Origin of the sequence: Micromonospora sp. NBRC 110038, from assembly GCF_020884815.1 — a bacterium.
GTDB lineage: Bacteria > Actinomycetota > Actinomycetes > Mycobacteriales > Micromonosporaceae > Micromonospora > Micromonospora haikouensis.
The window spans coordinates 1,510,138-1,528,460 of sequence record NZ_BBOL01000001.1 but is presented as its reverse complement, the minus strand read 5'-3'; the positions used below and the strand labels follow the sequence as shown (position 1 = coordinate 1,528,460).

General features: G+C 73.1%; 17 protein-coding genes and 1 riboswitch. Of the genes, 7 read left to right on the top strand and 10 right to left on the bottom strand.

The annotated features are described in order from the left end of the window. Positions 1 to 32: 32 nt before the first annotated feature. Genes LPU61_RS05890 through LPU61_RS05880 form a run of 3 tightly spaced genes read right to left on the bottom strand, consistent with a single transcriptional unit; the run spans position 33 to position 3,726 of the window. Positions 33 to 1,082, bottom strand: coding sequence for an acyl-protein synthetase (locus LPU61_RS05890; RefSeq protein ID WP_091282787.1), 1,050 nt, complete (start codon positions 1,080 to 1,082; stop codon positions 33 to 35). Further along, positions 1,079 to 2,500, bottom strand: coding sequence for an AMP-binding protein (locus LPU61_RS05885; RefSeq protein ID WP_229404350.1), 1,422 nt, complete (start codon positions 2,498 to 2,500; stop codon positions 1,079 to 1,081). The genes LPU61_RS05890 and LPU61_RS05885 overlap by 4 nt, the downstream gene beginning before the upstream one ends. Continuing rightward, positions 2,497 to 3,726 carry a glycosyltransferase family 4 protein gene (locus tag LPU61_RS05880; RefSeq protein WP_229404349.1) on the bottom strand — a complete coding sequence of 410 codons (1,230 nt, stop codon included), beginning with the start codon at positions 3,724 to 3,726 and terminating at the stop codon, positions 2,497 to 2,499. The genes LPU61_RS05885 and LPU61_RS05880 overlap by 4 nt, the downstream gene beginning before the upstream one ends. A gap of 371 nt (positions 3,727 to 4,097) precedes the next feature. Between LPU61_RS05880 and LPU61_RS05875 the strand changes: the two genes are divergently transcribed. Together LPU61_RS05875 and LPU61_RS05870 are read left to right on the top strand one after the other, a co-directional pair. Then, positions 4,098 to 4,337, top strand: a complete 240-nt coding sequence (locus tag LPU61_RS05875; protein WP_077937085.1) for an acyl carrier protein — start codon at positions 4,098 to 4,100, stop codon at positions 4,335 to 4,337. Continuing rightward, positions 4,330 to 5,073 carry an SDR family NAD(P)-dependent oxidoreductase gene (locus tag LPU61_RS05870; protein WP_229404348.1) on the top strand — a complete coding sequence of 248 codons (744 nt, stop codon included), beginning with the start codon at positions 4,330 to 4,332 and terminating at the stop codon, positions 5,071 to 5,073. Before LPU61_RS05875 ends, LPU61_RS05870 begins: the two co-directional genes overlap by 8 nt. A 27-nt stretch (positions 5,074 to 5,100) precedes the next feature. Here the strand turns inward: LPU61_RS05870 and LPU61_RS05865 are convergent, their stop codons facing one another. From LPU61_RS05865 to LPU61_RS05855, 3 genes are read right to left on the bottom strand one after another with little or no spacing between them, the layout of a single operon-like run. Further along, positions 5,101 to 5,553: a DapH/DapD/GlmU-related protein gene (locus LPU61_RS05865; protein ID WP_229404347.1), complete on the bottom strand. Its 453-nt coding sequence runs from the start codon at positions 5,551 to 5,553 to the stop codon at positions 5,101 to 5,103. Positions 5,554 to 5,558: 5 nt separating this feature from the next. After that, positions 5,559 to 6,491, bottom strand: a complete 933-nt coding sequence (locus LPU61_RS05860) for an NAD(P)-dependent oxidoreductase (RefSeq protein WP_043962772.1) — start codon at positions 6,489 to 6,491, stop codon at positions 5,559 to 5,561. Positions 6,492 to 6,518: 27 nt separating this feature from the next. Then, positions 6,519 to 7,661 (bottom strand): DegT/DnrJ/EryC1/StrS aminotransferase family protein, encoded by a 1,143-nt coding sequence (locus tag LPU61_RS05855; protein ID WP_043962771.1) that lies wholly within the window; start codon positions 7,659 to 7,661, stop codon positions 6,519 to 6,521. 130 nt (positions 7,662 to 7,791) lie between these two features. Between LPU61_RS05855 and lhgO the strand changes: the two genes are divergently transcribed. Beyond that, on the top strand, positions 7,792 to 8,988 hold the full coding sequence (gene lhgO / locus LPU61_RS05850) for an L-2-hydroxyglutarate oxidase (protein WP_043962770.1): 1,197 nt from the start codon (positions 7,792 to 7,794) through the stop codon (positions 8,986 to 8,988). A gap of 42 nt (positions 8,989 to 9,030) precedes the next feature. Here lhgO and LPU61_RS05845 read toward each other — a convergent pair whose 3' ends face one another. Next, positions 9,031 to 9,666: a TetR/AcrR family transcriptional regulator gene (locus LPU61_RS05845; protein WP_043962769.1), complete on the bottom strand. Its 636-nt coding sequence runs from the start codon at positions 9,664 to 9,666 to the stop codon at positions 9,031 to 9,033. 225 nt (positions 9,667 to 9,891) lie between these two features. Between LPU61_RS05845 and LPU61_RS05840 the strand changes: the two genes are divergently transcribed. From LPU61_RS05840 to LPU61_RS05825, 4 genes are all read left to right on the top strand, one after another. Then, on the top strand, positions 9,892 to 10,788 hold the full coding sequence (locus LPU61_RS05840; protein ID WP_043962768.1) for an ABC transporter permease: 897 nt from the start codon (positions 9,892 to 9,894) through the stop codon (positions 10,786 to 10,788). Continuing rightward, complete coding sequence (locus LPU61_RS05835; RefSeq protein ID WP_043962767.1) at positions 10,781 to 11,599, top strand: ABC transporter ATP-binding protein; 819 nt, start codon at positions 10,781 to 10,783, stop codon at positions 11,597 to 11,599. Before LPU61_RS05840 ends, LPU61_RS05835 begins: the two co-directional genes overlap by 8 nt. A gap of 144 nt (positions 11,600 to 11,743) precedes the next feature. Continuing rightward, positions 11,744 to 13,243, top strand: a complete 1,500-nt coding sequence (locus tag LPU61_RS05830; protein ID WP_043962765.1) for a bifunctional cytidylyltransferase/SDR family oxidoreductase — start codon at positions 11,744 to 11,746, stop codon at positions 13,241 to 13,243. Positions 13,244 to 13,285: 42 nt separating this feature from the next. Beyond that, entirely contained in the window at positions 13,286 to 14,986 is a 1,701-nt protein-coding gene (locus tag LPU61_RS05825; RefSeq protein WP_229404346.1) for a CDP-glycerol glycerophosphotransferase family protein, read from the top strand. 145 nt (positions 14,987 to 15,131) lie between these two features. Here LPU61_RS05825 and LPU61_RS05820 read toward each other — a convergent pair whose 3' ends face one another. The 3 genes from LPU61_RS05820 to LPU61_RS31565 form a co-directional block, all read right to left on the bottom strand. After that, positions 15,132 to 16,004 (bottom strand): C39 family peptidase, encoded by an 873-nt coding sequence (locus tag LPU61_RS05820; RefSeq protein ID WP_229404345.1) that lies wholly within the window; start codon positions 16,002 to 16,004, stop codon positions 15,132 to 15,134. Between the two features lie 216 nt (positions 16,005 to 16,220). Then, a riboswitch (cyclic di-AMP (ydaO/yuaA leader) is annotated at positions 16,221 to 16,363 on the bottom strand. Positions 16,364 to 16,819: 456 nt separating this feature from the next. Then, positions 16,820 to 17,587: a hypothetical protein gene (locus LPU61_RS05815; RefSeq protein WP_043962761.1), complete on the bottom strand. Its 768-nt coding sequence runs from the start codon at positions 17,585 to 17,587 to the stop codon at positions 16,820 to 16,822. A gap of 146 nt (positions 17,588 to 17,733) precedes the next feature. Then, the gene (locus LPU61_RS31565) at positions 17,734 to 18,162 is read right to left on the bottom strand and encodes a hypothetical protein (protein ID WP_305071873.1); all 429 of its coding nucleotides are present in this window, start codon (positions 18,160 to 18,162) and stop codon (positions 17,734 to 17,736) included. Positions 18,163 to 18,323: the final 161 nt, after the last annotated feature.

The window sequence follows — 18,323 nt, the reverse complement described above, 5'->3', positions numbered from 1 at the left end:
GCGCCCGCCCATGCCGCCGCCTCCGTGCCCGCTCATGCCGCCGCCTCCGCGAACGTGTCGCTGCACCCGCGCGCCTCGGCGCGGGGCAGCCGGCCCAGGATGGAGAACCGCTTGCCCGGCCAGGCCCCGTCGTCGACGCCGTGCACGACGCCCCGGTCCTCGGTGAGCAGCAGGTGCCCCGGGTACGACCGGGGCATCGTGCTGACCACCTGCACCACCCCGGGGGTGCCCACGGGCACCTCCGCCCAGGTGTGCGGGTCGCGGACGATGACGTCGGCGAACTCGGGGCAGTAGAGGCCGCCGCCGTCCGGCCCCTCCAGGAACGTCGTGCCGATCTGCTCGACCATCCCGTAGAAGTTGTGGATGCGCCGCAGGCCCGTGTCGGCGGTGAAGCGGCGGCGGAACTCCGCGTTGTCGACCGCGCGGTCGACCAGCTTCTTCCAGCCGCCGCTGTGGATCAGGATGCCGTTGCTCAGGTCGAACCGGTGCTCGCGGGCCAGCTCGTAGAGGTAGAGCCAGGTCATGAACGTGAAGCCGAAGATGAGGAACGGCTGGTCGCCGTGGCGGCCGAGGAAGTCGCGCACCGCGTCGGGGTCGGGCCGTTCCTGCTCATCGAGGACGAAGGTGTGGTCGCGGCCGAAGTTCATCAGGCCGAGCACCCCGGCGCCCCGGGCGGAGAACGACGTGCGGTTCTTGAACAGGGCCTTCGTGTCGACCAGCAGCATCGGCAGCCGCTTCGTGCCGATCACCGCGCTCAGCGTGGCCGACAGCATCTTCTGCTGCACGCCCGCCGCCTCCTTGTCCAGGTAGATCCGGCTGACGTCGCCGGTGGTGCCGGAGGAGGTGAGGACCTTGAAGACCTCGTCGTCGCCGATGCTCTTGAGGACGTGGTGCTTGAACAGCCGCACCGGCAGCCAGGGCAGGTCGGCGACGCGGTCGTAACGGCGGCCGGGCAGGTGGCCGAGGGAGGCGAGCAGGCGGGCGTACTCGGGGCTGCGGGCCCGGTGGTGCTCGGTCAACTCGACCAGCTCCGGCAGGAGCCGGGCCTCGCGGGCCGCCTGGTCGAGGGCGAACAGGGTCATACCAGCGCCTCCAGGGAGCGGTAATCGATCTTGCCGTTGGGCAGCTGCGGCAACCGCTCGACGGTACGCACGTCGAAGCCGGACCGGTGCAGCCGCAGCCGCTCCGCCAGCCGCCCCGCGAGGGCCCGCGCGCCGTCGTCGGTGCCGCCCTCGACGAAGACGACGACCCGGTCCGGGCCGGACACGGCGACGACGGGCCCCTGGTCGCGGGCCAGCTCCTCGATGTCGTGCAGGTTGACCCGGATGCCGAAGACCTTGCCGAACCGCTTGAGCCGGCCGCGCAGCCAGACGAACCCGTCGGCGTCGAGGTGGCCCAGGTCACCGGTGCGCAGCACCCCGCCCTGCTCGTCGCCGCGGGCCAGGTCGGCGGCACTCTCCGCGTACCCCATCATGACGTTGGGGCCGCGGTAGACCAGCTCGCCGACCACGCCGGGACGGTCGGTCTCCGCGCCGTCGGGGCCGAGCACCGTGAACGAGCCGCCGGGCAGGGCCGGGCCGACCGAGCCGACCCGGTCGGGCAGCGCATCGGCCGGCAGGGTGCTCATCCGGGGCGCCGCCTCGGTGCAGCCCCACATGACGTGGAACCGGCCGCCCGTCTCGGCGATCCTGGCGTGGAAGGCGAGGATCGTCTCGTCGCGCAGCTTGCCGCCGGCCTGGGTGAGGGTGCGCAGCGTCGGGTACTTCGCGGGGCTCCACCGGATCCGGTGCAGCATCTCGTAGTTGTGCGGCACCCCGGCCAGCGACGTCGCGCCGTACGCCGACACGGCCTGCCAGAACTCGCGGGCCAGCACGCCGCCGTCGACCACCAGGACGGTCGCGCCGGCGGCGAGGTGGCTGTTGAGCACGGACATGCCGAAGCTGTAGTAGAGCGGCAGGCTGGTCGGGGCGACCTCGTCCGGGCCGATGGCCAGCACCCGCGCGATGGCCGCCGCGTTGGACTCCACGGCGGCGCGGGAGAGCCGGACGAACTTCGGGTCCCCCGTCGAACCGGACGTGGCCAGCAGCACCGCGAGGTCCGGGTGCGGCTGGTCGGCGCAGGCCCGCTCGCGGACCCACACCGGGCCGAGCACCTCGTCGTCGACCGCGCGGTAGTCCCCGGGCCGCTCGCCGGGGTCCGCGCCCGCGCCGCCCTCGGCGAGGCCCACCACCACGGCGGGGGAGAAGCGCCGGACGAAGTCGGCCAGCACCGCCGGGTCCAGCGCCGGGTCCAGCAGCGCCACCGGGCGCTGCGCGCGCAGCGCGCCCGCGTACCGCAGCACCGCGGGCACCGACGTGCCGCTGCGGGCGAAGACCGCCCCGGGCGGAAACCCGGCGTACGCGGCGGCGTGCCGGCCCACCTCGGCGGCGAGGCCCGCGCCGCCGAGGACGGCACCCGTGGCGGCGTCGATCAGCCGGGCGCTCGGGGCGACCAGGTTCATACGGGCCTTTCCTCCGGCCTGGGTGGGTCGAGTCGGGGCAGCGGAGAGCCGGTCATCCGGGCGAACGCCTCGAGGTGCCGCCGGGCCACCACGTCGAGGGTGAAGTTGGCGTGCACGAGCTCCCGCTGCGCCTTCGCGATCCACTCCCGCTCCTGCGGATCGTCGAGCAGCCGGATGACGACCTCGGCCAGGTCCGGCCCGTCGTTCGGCCGGGCGAGCACGAAGTTCTCCCAGTTGCGCAGCTCGACGGCCGGGAAGTTGGTCTCGGTGATGGTGCCGATGGTCGCCCGACCGGCCGCCATCGCCTCCAGGCTGGCCGTGCCGAAGCCGCTGCCCTGCAGGTCGTGGGTGACGATGTCGGCGGCGGCGAAGAAGGACGGCACGTCCGCCGGTGGCACCACGCCCGTGGTGACGATCGCGTCAGTCACTCCCAGCTCGGCCGCCCGTTTCACGAAGGCGTCGTAGTAGATCCGGCCGACGATCATCACCTTGGTCTGCGGGTGCTTGTCGAGGATCGTCGGCAGCGCCTCGATGAGGGGCAACCGGTGGCGCAGCGGGATGACGTGCCCGAGCGAGACGATCAGCGGCTGGTCGCCGATGCCGTACTCGGCCCGGACGTCACGCGTCGGGGGGGCCTCGAACCGGCTCGGCTCCACGGCGACGGGAATGTACTCGAACTCGTCGCGGGTGGCGAGGTACCGCTGCTCGCAGTACGCGCCGCAGAGCTCGTCCATGATGACGTAGCGCGGGCGGTAGCTGCGCAGGATCGGCTTCACCAGGAACCGGTCCAGGCCCTTGAACAACGCCGTGTACTTGGGGTCGGGGCTCTCCAACCGGGTGTGCACCGACAGCAGCACGGGAATCTTGTTCCGCCGGGCGTACCAGCCGGAGATCCAGGTCAGGTCGAAGAACTGACCGTGCTGGTGGATCACGTCCGGCCGGAAGCCGTCGAGCAGCCTGCGCACCCGGCGCAGGTTGGCCGGGCGCGCCAGCGCGAAGGCCATGTCGAAGTCGATCGACAGGCCGAGCTGCGGCATCGGCATCGCGGGCAGCCGGACCACCCGGTATCCGTCGCGCTCCTCCTCGGGGGGCGCGTCCTGGTACGCCGCTGTCAGCACCAGCACCTCGTGACCGGCAGCCACATACCGCGCGGCGAGTGAGGCGGACAGGTGGGAACTGCCACCCGGCCGGGGCGGGAAGAAGTTGTTGACAACAGCGATCCGCACGGTGGTGACTCCTGTCAGCTCCGGTGGGGGACGGCGTGACCGGAGGAAGACCTGGACACGTGTGGGTATCGGTCGGGACGGTTCCGGCGCACCGCGCCACGCTACCGCAACCCTGGGCGGGTCACCGTGGACCGACCCGGCGCCCCGGCGTGGCCGAACTGTCCCCGCAACGAGATTGGACGACTCCGCCGGCACCGTCGATGACGTGCGAACGAACGTTGGGCGAACGCCTGTGGGCAGCACGTCTGGCAGCCGCTGGTCGGCCGATCCCTCCAGTAGGCTGGCCGACCGTGACCAGACCGGTCCAGACGGTGGCGAGCCGCCGGACCACGCCTGGGCCAGAATCAACCGCTGCTGAGAAGGAGCAACCCGTGCCGCTGTCCGACCGGCTCCGCGCCGTCTTCGTCGAGGCTCTGGAACTGGGCGGGGAGGTGGACGTGGAGAACCTCAAGTACCGCGAGATCGAACAGTGGGACTCGCTGGGCCACATGACCCTCGTCGCAGCGATCGAGGAGGAGTTCGACGTCCAGCTCGACACCGAACAGGTCATCGAGATGAGCAGTTTCAAGGTTGCCCTGGACATGCTGTCCGGGATGGGCGTCCGTGCCTGAGTCGGCGCGCGCCCTCGACGGGCGGGTGGCAGTGGTGACGGGTGCCACCCGAGGAATCGGCCGGGCAACGGCCGAGGCGCTTGTCGCCGCCGGAGCCTCAGTGATCGTCACCGGCCGCGACGGCGACGTGGCGCAGCGTGCGGCAAAGGAGGTCGGCGCCGTCGAGGGTCTTGCCCTCGACGTCACCAACCCCGGGCAGGTCGGCGCGGTGTTCAGGACGATCGCGTCCGGGCACGGCCGGATCGACGCACTGGTAGCCAACGCGGGCGTGCTGGAGAACGCGCCGATCGGCATGATCAGACCGGACCTGGTCGCCCGGATGCTGGACACCAACGTGGCCGGCACGATCTCCACCGTGCAGGCCGCCGCCCGGGTGATGATGCGCAAGAAGGGCGGCTCGATCGTCCTGCTCGCGTCCATCCTGGGCGAACGCGGCAGCGCCGGACAGACCGCGTACGCGGCGTCGAAGGCGGCGGTGACGGCGATCGCCAGGTCGGCGGCGAAGGAACTCGGGCCGCGCGGCATCCGGGTCAACGCGGTCGCGCCCGGGCTCATCGAGACCGACCTGATTCGCGACCTGCCGGCTGAGCTGATCGAGCAGCGGGTGGCCGACACCGCACTGCGCCGGCTGGGCCGCCCGGAGGACGTCGCCCGGGTCATCCGGTTCCTGCTCTGCGACGATGCCGCGTTCGTCACCGGACAGGTCGTCGGCATCGACGGCGGCCTGGTGCTCTGACCCGACCGGCCAGCGCACAGGCCGCCGTCAGCCAGCCGATGCGCCGTCGACAGCCACGAAGTCGGGCGTGCCGTCGGCGGCGAACTCGACCCGGGCAACAGGACGGGCGGGAACTCCGGCGACCACCGTCCGGGCGGGCACGTCCCGGGTGACCACGGCACCGGCCGCGACCACGGCCGAGTCGCCGATGGTCACGCCCATCATCACGGTGGCGTTCGCCCCGATGAACACCCGGTCACCGATGGTGACCGGGGCACGGTCGACCGTGGCATGGGCCCGACCCGAGACGCAGCGCCTGACCGACGAGTGGGTGTAGATCTGCGCCCCGCTGGAGATGTCGCAGCCGGCCCCGATGGTCAACCCACCGGAGCCGTCCACGACGGTGAAGGCGCCGATCCAGGTTCCCTCGCCGATGACCGGGTCGCCAACGATCCAGGCGTGTGCGTGCCACCGGTTCGGTGGCAGTTCTGCGGCAGGCACGCGCGTCAGGCCACCTCGACCTTGATCAGGTCGGTCATCCCGTCCTCGACCGCGATGGTCGGCTCCCAGCCCAGCACCTCGCGGGCCCGGGTGATGTCCGCCGCACGGCGGCTGACCAGCACCTCGCGCGGGTTGAACTGCGGTTCCACGTCCACCCCGACGGCCTTGATGAGGATCTCGGCGAGCGTGGCCACCGAGGTGTCGATGCCGGTGCCGATGTTGACCGGCACGTTGCCCTGCTCGGCCTCCAGCGCGGCGACCACCGAGCGGGCGATGTCGTGGACGTGGATGAAGTCCATCGACTGCTCGCCCCGGCCGTCGATGATCGGCGGCTGGCCGGTCTTCAACCGCTTCACGAAGTGGTTGATGACGGAGGTGTAGTACGCGGTCGGCTTCTGGCCGGGGCCGTACACGTTGAAGAAGCGCAGGGCGATCCAGTTGAGGCCCTTGCTGCGCTGGTAGAAGGCGAGCAGGTCCTCGCCGGCCCGCTTGGAGATGCAGTACGGGGTGAGCGGGTCGAGCCGGTCGTCCTCGTGCATCGGCAGCTTCTTCGGATCGCCGTACACGGAGGCGGAGGAGGCGAACACGAGCCGCTTCACGCCGTGGTCGGCGGCGGCCGCGAAGACGTTGTGGTTGCCGACCATGTTGATGTCGATCGACTCGTACGGGTCGGCCTGGCTCTTGTTGATGGAGACCGCCGCGAGGTGGACGACGAGGTCGCAGCCCTTCATGGCCGCGTGCACCGCGCCGCCGTAGCGCACGTCCTGGTCGACGAGTTCGACGTCACCGGTGGCCGCCAGCTTGGCGACCTGGTCCCGGTCGCCGCGGAACATGTTGTCGAAGATGCGGACCCGGTAACCCTTGTCCAGCAGGAGCGGCACCACGTGCAGGCCGATGAAGCCCGCACCCCCGGTGATGAAGACGGTCTGCTTCGACATGTCGTGCGATGTCCTTCCTGAAGGAGATCAGCGGCCGGTGGCGGCGCTGGCGACGACGTCGACCAGAGTGGCGACGACGGTCTCGACCTGGGCGTCGGTGAGGTTGGCGTGCATCGGGATGGCCAGGTGCCGGGCGAACAGGTCCGCCGAGACCGGGCACGGCGCCGACTGGCCGTAGAGCGGCTGCACGTGCGAGGCGTACGTGCCGAAGGTGCACTGCACGCCGCGCCGGCGCAGCCCGAGGGCGACCGCGCCACGGTCGATCGAGGGATCGAGGGTCACCACGTACGACTGCCAGGGGTGCTCGCGGTCCGGCGCCTCGTGGGGGGTGGTGATCAGCTCGTGGTCCTTGAGCAGTTCGCCGTAGCGGGCGGCGGTGCGCCGCTTGGCGGCGAGCAGGTCCGGCAGCCGGTCGAGCTGGGCGAGCATGATCGCCGCCGCCACGTCGGAGAGCCGGTAGTTGTAGCCCAGCTCGGTGAAGGCCGGAATCGGCAGGTCGGACAGCTCGGCCCGGGTCAGCGCACCCTCCACCCCGTACGTGTGCAGCTTGCGGGCGTGCGCGGCGAGGTCGTCGCGGTCGGTGACGTAGGCCCCGCCCTCGCCGGCGGTGATGCCCTTGCGGCCGTGGAAGCTGAAGGTGGCGACGTCGGCCAGGCTGCCGGCGGGGCGGCCCTTGTAGGTGGCGCCCGCCGCGCACGCGGCGTCCTCGACCAGGAACAGCCCGTGCCGGTCGGCGATGGCCCGCAGCTCGTCGTAGTCGGCCGGCTGGCCGAAGGCGTCGACGGCGATGATGCCGACGGTGCGGGGGGTGATGGCGGCCTCGACGGCGGCCGGGTCCACGGTCCAGATGTCGGGCCGCACGTCGGCGAAGACCGGCTTCGCGCCGGCCCACATCACGGCGTGGCCGGTGGCCGGGAAGGTGTAGTCGCCGACGACGACCTCGTCGCCGGGTCGGACCCCGAGGGTGAGCAGCGCGAGGTGCAGGGCGGAGCCGCAGTTGGCGGTGGTCAGGGCGTGTCGGGTGCCGGTGGCGGCGGCGAAGCGCTCCTCGAAGCGACGGCAGGTGGGACCGGCGCCGGCCAGCCAGCCGGAGGCAAAGACCTCGGCGATCGCCGCGAGCTCCGCTTCGCCGACGGTGGGCTGGCCGAGCGCGATGACGTCGTCTGACATGAGGCTCCCTAGAAGACGGACCCGGTGAGTGTAGGCACCCCCGGCCGGCAGCGACGAATCGGGCACGCCGGGCGCTGGTTACCATCGGTGGTCGCCTGGCGGAGGCGACGACCGGGCAGGGGAGAGCGAGATGACGAGGTTCGTGGTCGTCGGCGGCGGCATCGTCGGCCTGGCGGTCGCCCACCGGCTGGTGACCGACCGGCCGGGCGACTCCGTCACGGTGCTGGAGAAGGAGGCCGGCTGGGCGGCGCACCAGACCGGGCACAACTCCGGCGTGATCCACGCCGGGGTCTACTACAAGCCGGGCAGCCTCAAGGCCACCCTGTGCAAGGCCGGCAGCGCGTCGATGGTCGAGTTCTGCGCGGCGCACGGGCTGCCGTACGAGGTCTGCGGCAAGCTGATCGTCGCCACCGACGCGGCGGAGCTGCCCCGGCTGCGGGCGTTGCACGAGCGGGCCGAGGCCAACGGCCTGCCGGTGCGGCTGATCGGGGCGGCCGAGGCCGCCGAGCACGAGCCGCACGTGGCGGCCGTCGCCGCGCTGCACGTGGCCTCGACGGGCATCGTCGACTACGGCGCGGTCTGCCGGAAGCTGGCGGAGCTGCTCGCCGCCGCCGGGGCGGACCTGCGCACCCGCGCCGAGGTGACGGGGGTGACCGACCGGCCGGGGGGCGTGGTGGTCACCACCACGGCCGGCGAGGTGGTCGCGGACGTGCTGATCAACTGCGCGGGGCTGCACGCCGACCGGGTCGCCCGGCTGGCGGGGGTGCCGACGCCGGTGCGGATCGTGCCGTTCCGGGGCGAGTACTACGAGCTGACCCCGCAGCGGCGCGGCCTGGTGCGGGGGCTGATCTACCCGGTGCCGGACCCGCAGTTCCCGTTCCTCGGGGTGCACCTGACGAAGATGATCGACGGCAGCGTGCACGCCGGCCCGAACGCGGTGCTGGCCACCGCGCGGGAGGGCTACTCGTGGGGGCGGTTCAGCCCGCGCGACGTGTGGGACGAGCTGACGTACCGGGGGCTGTGGGCGCTGGGCCGGCGGCATTTCCGGTACGGGCTGACCGAGGTGGCCCGGTCGCTGTCGAAGGCGAGGTTCGCGGCGAGCCTGGCCCGGCTGGTGCCGGAGCTGACGCCGGCCGACATCGTCCGGGCCGGCGCGGGGGTACGCGCGCAGGCGATCCTGCCCGACGGCGGCCTGGTCGACGACTTCCTGATCGTCGAGGCGGACCGGCAGGTGCACGTGCTGAACGCACCCTCCCCCGCCGCGACCAGCTCGCTGGAGATCGCCCGGCACATCGTGTCCCGGCTACCGGTGGACACCGCCCGCTGAGGCGATCAGTCGGGCGGGCGCGGCGGGCCCGGACGGGGCGGCTCAGGCGGGGGCGGCGTCGCGCTGCCGGGGCACGGCGCCGGCCGCGCCGAGGCCGGTGGCGACGGCCTCCACCAGCGCGTCGAGGTACGCCTCGGTCGGCATCGTGCGGGTGATCGCCAGCCGCCAGTACAGCGGCCCGACGATCAGGTCCACGGCGGCGCCGGGGTCGGTGTCGGCGGCCAGTTCGCCACGGGCGACGGCGCGGGCGACGAGCGACCCGCCGACCTCCTGCTGCTGGGCCCGTAGCGCCGCCTGGAGGGTGGCGTCGATCTCGGGGTTGCGGGCGGCCTCGGCCAGCAGGTCGGGCACGATCTGCGCGGCCAGGGGGTGGCTCAGGGCGTGCGCGACCACCCGCAGCAGCAGGCCGAGGTCGCCGCGCAGGCTGCCGGTGTCCAGGCTCGGCAGCTTGCTGCCGGCGGCGGCGCCGACGACCTCGACGACCAGCTCCAGCTTGGAACTCCAGCGCCGGTAGATCGCGGTCTTGCTGACCCCGGCCCGGCGGGCGACGGCCTCGATGGAGAGCCGGCCGTAGCCGACGGCGGCCAGCTCCTGCATCAGCGCGCGGCGGATGGCCGTGGTGATCTCGCCCCGCAGCACCGCCGCGCCGGCCGGCGCGCGCCTCTTCTCGGTGGTCACGGCAGACTCTTCTCGCGCGTCACGGCAGACCCTCCTCGGCTGTCACGTGGGACAATGTACCGCAACGACGCTACGGTTGCGTCCCGACGTGGTTATGGACTACCTTCCACGCAGCGACGAGGCGGCGCTCCCACGCACCGGCCACCGGCGAACCCGTCGTCGCACCCACCCCGTTGGTACAACAGACGCACCCCGCTGGCACGACAAGATCGGAGCGCCCATCCCATGGCCAACACCGCGCTGGCCGACCCCGACGCAGGCCTGACCCAGGCGCAACTGGCCGCCCGGTACGGGCTGCGGGTCGCCGGCGAGCGGCCGTCCCTGGCGGAGTACACCCGCCGCCTGTGGGCGTACCGGCACTTCATCGCCGCGTACTCGAACGCCAAGCTGGTCGCCTCGTTCAGCAACGCCCGGCTCGGGCAGCTCTGGCAGGTGCTCACCCCGCTGACGAACGCGGCGGTCTACTACCTGATCTTCGGCCTGGTGCTGAAGCAGAACAGCATCCCGAACTTCATCGCGTACCTGACCGCCGGGTTGTTCATCTTCAACTTCACCCAGACCGCGGTGCAGAACGGCACCCAGTCGATCACCGGCAACCTGGGGCTGATCCGGGCGCTGCACTTCCCCCGGGCCTGCCTGCCGCTCGCCGTCATGCTCACCCAGTTCCAGCAGCTGATGGCCTCGCTGGTCGTGCTGATGGGCATCGTGCTGGTCACCGGCGAGCCGCTCACCGTCGAGTGGCTGCTGCTCGTGCCGGTCGTGCTGCTCCAGGCGCTGTTCAACGCCGGGCTCACCATGGCCGTGGCCCGGATGGGCTCGAAGGTCGCCGACCTCAAGCAGGTGATGCCGTTCCTGGTGCGCACCTGGATGTACGGCTCCGGCGTGCTCTACAACGTCGCGCTGTTCGAGGAGAACCTGCCGGGCTGGGCGACCCGGATCGTCGAGGCGAACCCGATGCTGGTCTACATCGAGCTGGCCCGGCACGCGCTGCTGGAGGGGGCGCCGCTGCTCAACTCCTCCATGGTCCAGGCGTGGACGTACGCGGTGGCCTGGGCGGTCGTGATGGGCGTGGGTGGTTTCATCTACTTCTGGCGGGGCGAACAGGAGTACGGCCGTGGCTGAGCACATCGAGGCGTCCAACGACGTCACCGTGACGCTGCCGAGGATCGTCGAGCGCATCCCGACCGTGGTGGTCGACGACGCGCACGTGATCTACCGGGTGCACAAGGGCGCCGCCGGCGGCACCAGCCCGGTGGCCGCGCTGAAGCGGATCATGTCCCGCACGTCCGCGCCGAACATCCGGGAGGTGCACGCGGTCAAGGGGGTCAGCTTCACCGCGTACCGGGGCGAGGCGATCGGGCTGATCGGCAGCAACGGCTCCGGCAAGTCCACCCTGCTGCGGGCCATCGCCGGGCTGCTGCCGGTCAACCGGGGTGCCGTCTACACGCAGGGGCAGCCGTCGCTGCTCGGCGTCAACGCCGCCCTGCTCAACGACCTGCCCGGTGAGCGCAACGTCACCCTCGGCTGCCTCGCCATGGGCATGCAGCCGGCCGACGTGGCCCGGCTCGCCCCGGAGATCATCGAGTTCTCCGGGATCAACGAGCGCGGCGACTTCGCCTCGCTGCCGATGCGGACGTACTCCTCCGGCATGGCCGCCCGGCTGCGCTTCTCCATCGCGGCGGCGAAGAAGCACGACGTGCTGCTGATCGACGAGGCCCTGGCCACCGGCGACAAGGGCTTCCGCAAGCGCAGCGAGCAGCGGGTGCGGGAGCTGCGGGAGGGCGCGGGAACGGTATTCCTGGTCAGCCACCAGCTCTCCTCGGTGCGGGACACCTGCGAACGGACGATCTGGCTGGAATCGGGCGTGCTGCGGATGGACGGCCCGACCGACGAGGTGCTGCGCGCGTACGAGGACTTCTCCAACAAGAAGTAAGGTTGCGGCGTCCGTACGGTGTCGTGCGGGTGTCTTCCCCACCGCGTCGTCCCTGGGGGGCGGCGCGGTGGTTGCGTTATGGTTCACCCGGCCGCCGTGCGGCCGTCACCCCCTGTTCGCAAACCGTGAGAGTGAGGATCGGCAATGACGCAGGACCACACCACTGGCCCGGACGCCACACCGGAGACCCCGGCGCCGTGGCGGCCCTCGCGGACGGTGGCGGTGGTGCTGGCGGGCGGGACCGGGACCCGGCTCGGCCTCGGCATCCCCAAGCAGCTGCTGAAGATCGCCGGCAAGCCGATCATCGAGCACACCCTGGCGGTCTTCGAGGCGGCCCCCGAGATCGACGAGATCATCGTGCTGATGGCCGACGGGCACGTCCCCGACGCCCAGCAGATCGTCGACAAGGCCGGCTTCCGCAAGGTCAGCAAGGTCATCGCCGGCGGTGACACGCGCAACGCCACCACCCGCATCGCGCTGGACGCGGTCGGCGAGGGCGACGTCAACATCCTCTTCCACGACGCGGTGCGCCCGCTGCTCAGCGGCCGGATCGTGCGGGAGTGCGTCAACGCGCTCTGGACGTACTCGGCGGTCGACGTGGCGATCCCGTCGGCCGACACGATCATCCAGGTCGACGACAACGACTGCATCACCGACATCCCGGTGCGCTCCACGCTGCGCCGGGGGCAGACCCCGCAGGCGTTCCGGTCCGGCACGATCCGCGAGGCGTACCGGATCGCCGCCGGCGACCCCGACTTCGCCGCCACCGACGACTGCGGCGTCGTGCTGCGCTACCTGCCGGGCACCCCGATCAAGGTGATCGACGGCTCGGACGAGAACATCAAGGTCACCCACCCGGTCGACGTGCACCTGGCGGACAAGCTGTTCCAGCTCGCCGCCGCGCAGGCCCCCCGGCTGACCGACCGGGGCTACACCGAGGAGCTGACCGGCCGCACGATCGTCGTGTTCGGGGGCAGCTACGGCATCGGCCACGAGCTGACCGAGCTGGCCCGCCGCCACGGCGCGCAGGTCTTCCCGTTCAGCCGCTCCACCACCGGCACCCACGTCGAGCGCGCCGAGGACGTCGAGGCCGCGCTGAAGACCGCCTTCGAGGCCACCGGCCGGATCGACCACGTGGTCGTCACCGCCGGCATCCTGGAGAAGGGCGAGCTGGCCGAGATGGACCAGGAGACGATGGACCGGGTCCTGCACGTCAACTTCGTCGGCCCGGTCACCATCGCCCGGCAGTCGCTGCCGTACCTGCAGCAGACCAAGGGCCAGCTGCTGCTCTACACGTCCAGCTCGTACACCCGGGGCCGGGCCCGCTACGCGCTCTACTCGGCCACCAAGGCCGCCCTGGTCAACCTCACCCAGGCGCTGTCCGACGAGTGGGCCGAGTTCGGCGTACGGGTCAACTGCATCAACCCGGAGCGCACCGCCACGCCGATGCGCACCAAGGCGTTCGGCGAGGAGCCGGAGCACACCCTGCTGGCCGCCGAGACCGTCGCCCAGTCGTCGCTGGACGTGCTGATCTCCGAGCTGACCGGGCAGGTCATCGACGTACGCCGGGCGCCGGGCGAGCTGCCCGCCGCGGGCGTGCCCGCCCAGGCCAGCCGGGCGTCCGCCCCGGCCACGGCCGGCTGACGGGTCGACGGCCACCGCGACGGGCGAAGGAAGCGAAGCGACATGCGTGGTGACCTGGTCAGGAAGCTGGCCGCCCGGGTGGCGGCCACCGGCCTGGCGGTGCTGGCGTTCCTCACCCTCGCCCTGACCGGGGCGACGGGCTGGGGCCTGGCGCTCGCGGTGGCGGCCCTCGCCGCCGCCGGCTGGGAGCGCCGGGTCCGCCCGGCCGCCGACAGCACCGCCGAGGCGGTGCTGCTCGCCGCCGGCATCCTCGTCGGGTACGCGCGACGGCTCGACGCCGGCTTCGACCCGGCGCTGGCGGCGACGGCCCTGGTGCTGCTGGGGCTGGTGCTGCTGGTGGGGCCGCTGCGGCAGGCCGGCGACCTGGAGATCCGGGCGGCGAACCTGCCCGTGCGGTCGTGGACCCCGTTGGTCGCGGCCCGGCTGGGCGACGCCCTGCTGGTGCTGCTCGCCGTGGTGGCGCTGGCCGCCGCCCTGGTGCTGCCGGCCTGGGTCGCCCTGCTGGTGGCCCTCGCCGTCGGCGCGGGGGCCGGGGCGGTCGCGGCCGACCTGGCGAAGCGACGGTTCCGGCCCGGGGCGGGCGGCTCGGCGGTGGCCCGAGCGCTGCGGGCGCACCGGCCGGAGTTCCTGCTGCACTTCTCCGCCCCGCCCGGGTCGGAATACCAGGTCACCATGTGGCTGCCGTACCTGGAGCGGATCGGCCGGCCGTTCTTCGTGATGGTGCGGGAGCCGGAGTTCCTCGCCCCGATCGCCGCGGCCACCAGCGCCCCGGTGGTCTACTGCCCGACGCTGAAGGCGATGGACGAGGCGCTGGTGCCGAGCCTGAAGGTGGCGTTCTACGTCAACCACGGGGCGAAGAACAGCCACTGCATCCGGTTCTCGCAGCTCACCCACGTGCAGATCCACCACGGCGACAGCGACAAGGCACCGAGCGCCAACCCGGTCACGGCGCTGTTCGACCGCAACTTCGTGGCCGGGCGGGCGGCGATCGACCGGTACGCCCGCGCCGGGGTGGACATCCCGGCGGAGAAGTTCGTCGTGGTCGGCCGCCCCCAGGTCGAGTCGATCGAGGTACGCCGCGCGCCGGCCACCGGCCTGGCGAACCCGACGGTGCTCTACACCCCGACCTGGACGGGGCACCACGCCGACGCGAACTACTGCTCGCTGCCGGTGGGCGAGACGATCGTGCGGGGCCTGCTGGCCCGGGGCGCGACGGTGATCCTGCGCGCCCACCCGTACACGGGGCAGAACCCGGCGTCGGCGCGGCAGCTCGCCCGGCTCACGGAGCTGCTGGCGGCGGACCGGGCCCGCACCGGGCGGCAGCACGTCTTCGGCGCGGCGGCCAGCCGGGAGCTGTCCCTGGTCGACTGCGTCAACCGCTCCGACGCGCTCGTCTCGGACGTCTCCGGCGTCATCTCCGACTACCTCTACTCCGGCAAGCCGTACGCGGTGACGGACATGGTCGGCGACGGCGACCGGTTCGTCGAGCGGTTCCCGCTGGCCGGCTCGGGTTACGTGCTGCGGAGCGACGCGGGCAACCTCGACGAGGTGCTCGGCCTGCTGCTGGACACCGACCCGAAGGCGGCGGCCCGCTGGGGCACCCGGGCCCACTACCTGGGCGACTTCCCGGCCGAGTCGTACGCCGAGGCGTTCCTTTCGGCGGCCCGCCGGGAGCTGGAGCCGGGCTGGAACCCGCCGGCCCCGCGCGCCGCCGACGCGATGACCCACTCCCCCACCGCCTGATCGTCCCGCCTCCGATTCTTGGACAGTTGCTGTTCGCCTTGAACCGCAACTGTCCAAGGATCGAGGCCGCCCCCGCCTACCCGGAGACGGCACCGGCCCCGGCTCTCTGCGGAGGAGAGCCGGGGCCGGTGGGGGGAGGGTGATGTCAGGCCGAGTAGCCCCGCGTCGCCGCCCAGTGGGCCAGCGCGGCGGTGCTGATCCAGTACGCCGGGACGGCCGGGTCCGCCGAGTCGGCGATGCGCACGGTGCGCCCGGAGTCGCGGTAGCCCACGACGGCGATGTAGTGGCCGCCGGGGAACGAGTGCCAGCCGCCGTCGACGTCGGTGGCGTCGCCGGCGATGTTGACCACGACGCCGCGACCGGCGCTGACCGCCTTCACCACGTCGGCCCGGAGCCGCTCCGTCTCCGCCGGGGTGGCGGCGCCGCCGGGGATCAGCCGGGTCCGGTACGGCTCGCCCTTGACCATCTCGTTGAGCACGCGGGTGGTGTCGTAGGCCGAGTTGGTGCCCATCTCGGTGGTGCCGAGGCGGGCGGCCAGGTCGTCCTGGGTGCCGTCGACACCGGTGGCGGAGAGCGCGTTGCGCACCGCAGCCGGGCCGCAGTAGTAGTAGGTGGTCTGGGCCTCGTAGTCGTAGTCGAGGACCTTGGACGACGGCGGCTTCGGGGCCGCGGGCTTCGCCGTGGTCTTCTTCGGCGTCGCCGAGGCCGTCAGGTCGGGGTTCGGGGCCGCCGAGGTGGCGCTCGGCGACGGCGCGGCGCTGCTCGGGGCAGCGAGCGGCGCGGCGATCCGGGCCTGGGCGCGGCTGGCCGCGCCGTCGAGGCGGGGTGCCACCTCGGCCACGGCGGCGTTGGTGGTCCGCTGCGGGGCGGGGGCGTCGTCGTCGACGGCGGCGAGCAGCGCGCCGGTGCCGGAGGCCAGCAGCAGCGCCGCGGCGGAGCCGGCGACGACCTGGTACGGGCGTTCCGTGGCGAGTCGCCGCAGGTGCCGCTTGAGCTGATCGTTCACGTGTTCCTCCACGGGACGGGGCGGAAGCGGAGGCACCCGGGCGCGCGTCGGCGCACGGCGGCGGGCGGTGTCCGCGGCCGGTGGGGTCCGCTTTCTGGGGCGCCCGCTCAGGCGGGCGTACGCAGGGGTGCGACGGTCAGTGCGCCGGCTCGGCGGCGGCGGACACGGGCACCGGGCTCCGTGGTGGAGGAACAACCCGGGGGGTGGGGTCGTGCTGCACGAGGATGGAACTCCTTCCGATACCGCCTACCGGGTTAGCTGACGGATTCGGGCGGGAAGATCGCCCTACCGCAGGCCGTGGCCCGCGGATTCACCCCGGACGTGCAATGGGTCCCCGGTTCGTGATCTTCACGATTGAGCGGGTCGGCGCGGCGTCGCCTCTTGCGATCGGGTACCGCACCAGACGGGCCGACACTACTGGCCGACGGAAGTCCTGCCAACCCCCCGCCACCTGCTTAAACGTCCGCTGACCGACCCATTTACGGGGCATTCGGAGACTGACGCGACTCAATGGGACTGCCGACCCATCCGACGCCAGCGGACCCGCAACGGGACGACGCGCCGCGAATCTCGGCGATTACCGCCCCCGATCAAACCGAATGGCCCCGCCTGCCCGATCCCACCCCACCATGACCCGCCTCACACCCCCGCCCTGCCCCCGCCCCGCCCCCGCCTCGGTGATCAAGAGAAAAGCGTCAGAGTTGATCTCCACGATGACGCAAACCTCTTGATCACGGCGGTCACCGCAGTGACCACGGTCACGACGGTCACGGCGGTCACGGCGGTCACGGCGGTCACGGCGGTCACCACCACCGCGGTTTCCGCGGTTACCGTGCCGGGGCGGGGCGGGGTGGGCGCCAGCCGGTGATCCCGAGGACCCTGCCGGAGGCCGTGGCGCTGGTCGCCGGCGCGTGGGCGGGCCGGGCGCGCTCGGCGGCGGCGTACGCCTCGGCGGCCAGCGCCCGGGCGGCCTCGGCCGCCAGTTCGGCGTCGCCCCACGCGGCCCGCTCGCGTGCGGCGGCGGCACGGTAGCGGGCCAGCCTGCCGTCCCGGACGGCCCGGGCCAGGACGACCTCCTGCTCCACCGGGTGCAGCCGGGGGTCCCAGCCGCCCCGGCGGGCGAAGACGTCGCAGAGCTGCCCGATGGACAACTCGCCCCGCAGGTGGGCCGCCGTGGCGGCGTGGTGCAGCCAGCGCTCCCGGGCCGCGTACTCGGCGGGGGTACGCGGGGTGTGCGGCGTCGGCAGCGCGCCCGCGTCGCGGAAGCGTCGGGCGGCGGTCTCCGCCTCGTCGTACGCCTGCCAGGCCCGCTCGGCGGCGTCCTGGGCGGCCGTCCAGGCGGCCCGTCGGCGGCGGGCGTTCTGCGCCGCCCCGGCGGCGGCCACCGCCACCTCCTCGGCGTACCGGCGCAGGTCTGCGGCGGCCGGGGCGGGCGGGGCGGCGGGCCGGACCGGGGGCTCGACGGCGGGCGGGCGGTCCCGCTCGGGGCGGGCGACCAGCACGGCGAGCACGGTGAGCGCCAGCACGAGCAGCACGGACCAGATGGCGGCGGCCAGCGGCACCTCGGTCAGGAACTGGTAGAGAACGATGTCCATGGTCGGCACCTCGCGGGCAGGGGAGGCGGAAAGGGATCCGGGCCGCCGCCGGGCGGGACGCCTGCGGCGTACGGGCCCGGCGGCTGGGGCGGCGGTGGGTGAGGGTCGTCGGCGACGGTGGTGGCGGGCGCGGCCCGCCGCGTGGCTCAGGCGGCCGGCGGCGCGCGGGGGCCGACGGCGGCGGGGACGAGCCCGGTCGGCACCCGCTGCGGGGCTGGCGCGGCGACCTGCAGGGGCCCGGCCTCGGCGGGCGGCGGCGCGTCGGCGGGCGGCCACGGGCCGGCGGCACCCGCTGCGGCGATGGAGCCGGCGGCGATGGAGCCAGTGACGGTGGACCCGGCGGCGGATGCCGCGACGGTGCGGGCCTCCGCGACGGCGACGGACCCCGCAACGGAGGCAGCGACGGCAGGGCCGGAGCCGGCCTGGCCGGGGTCGACGCTGGCGGGGAGCACCGTGCCCGGCGGCAGCGACGCGGCACCGAGGGAGAACGCGACCACGACGGCGAGGGTCGCCAGCATCCGCGCCGTCCAGCGCGCGACCCACCACAGGGGACAGGTCAGCGCGACGGGAAGCACCCGTCCACGCTACCGCCACCGGCCGCGCCACGCACCGCCGGCGAGCGTGTCACCTGCTGAACGCGGCGTGGCGCACCACGGACGACGCACCACAGGCCACGCACCACCGCCACGCGTCACCGGCGGCGGGGTCAGGGGCCGGGTCGGCGGCGGAGCAGGGG

Coding starts and splice junctions, on each gene's coding strand:
- LPU61_RS05890 (WP_091282787.1), bottom strand. CDS start 1,082: ATGACCCTGTTCGCCCTCGACCAGGCGGCCCGCGAGGCCCGGCTCCTG.
- LPU61_RS05885 (WP_229404350.1), bottom strand. CDS start 2,500: ATGAACCTGGTCGCCCCGAGCGCCCGGCTGATCGACGCCGCCACGGGT.
- LPU61_RS05860 (WP_043962772.1), bottom strand. CDS start 6,491: ATGTCGAAGCAGACCGTCTTCATCACCGGGGGTGCGGGCTTCATCGGC.
- LPU61_RS05855 (WP_043962771.1), bottom strand. CDS start 7,661: ATGTCAGACGACGTCATCGCGCTCGGCCAGCCCACCGTCGGCGAAGCG.
- lhgO (WP_043962770.1), top strand. CDS start 7,792: ATGACGAGGTTCGTGGTCGTCGGCGGCGGCATCGTCGGCCTGGCGGTC.
- LPU61_RS05840 (WP_043962768.1), top strand. CDS start 9,892: ATGGCCAACACCGCGCTGGCCGACCCCGACGCAGGCCTGACCCAGGCG.
- LPU61_RS05830 (WP_043962765.1), top strand. CDS start 11,744: ATGACGCAGGACCACACCACTGGCCCGGACGCCACACCGGAGACCCCG.
- LPU61_RS05825 (WP_229404346.1), top strand. CDS start 13,286: ATGCGTGGTGACCTGGTCAGGAAGCTGGCCGCCCGGGTGGCGGCCACC.
- LPU61_RS05815 (WP_043962761.1), bottom strand. CDS start 17,587: ATGGACATCGTTCTCTACCAGTTCCTGACCGAGGTGCCGCTGGCCGCC.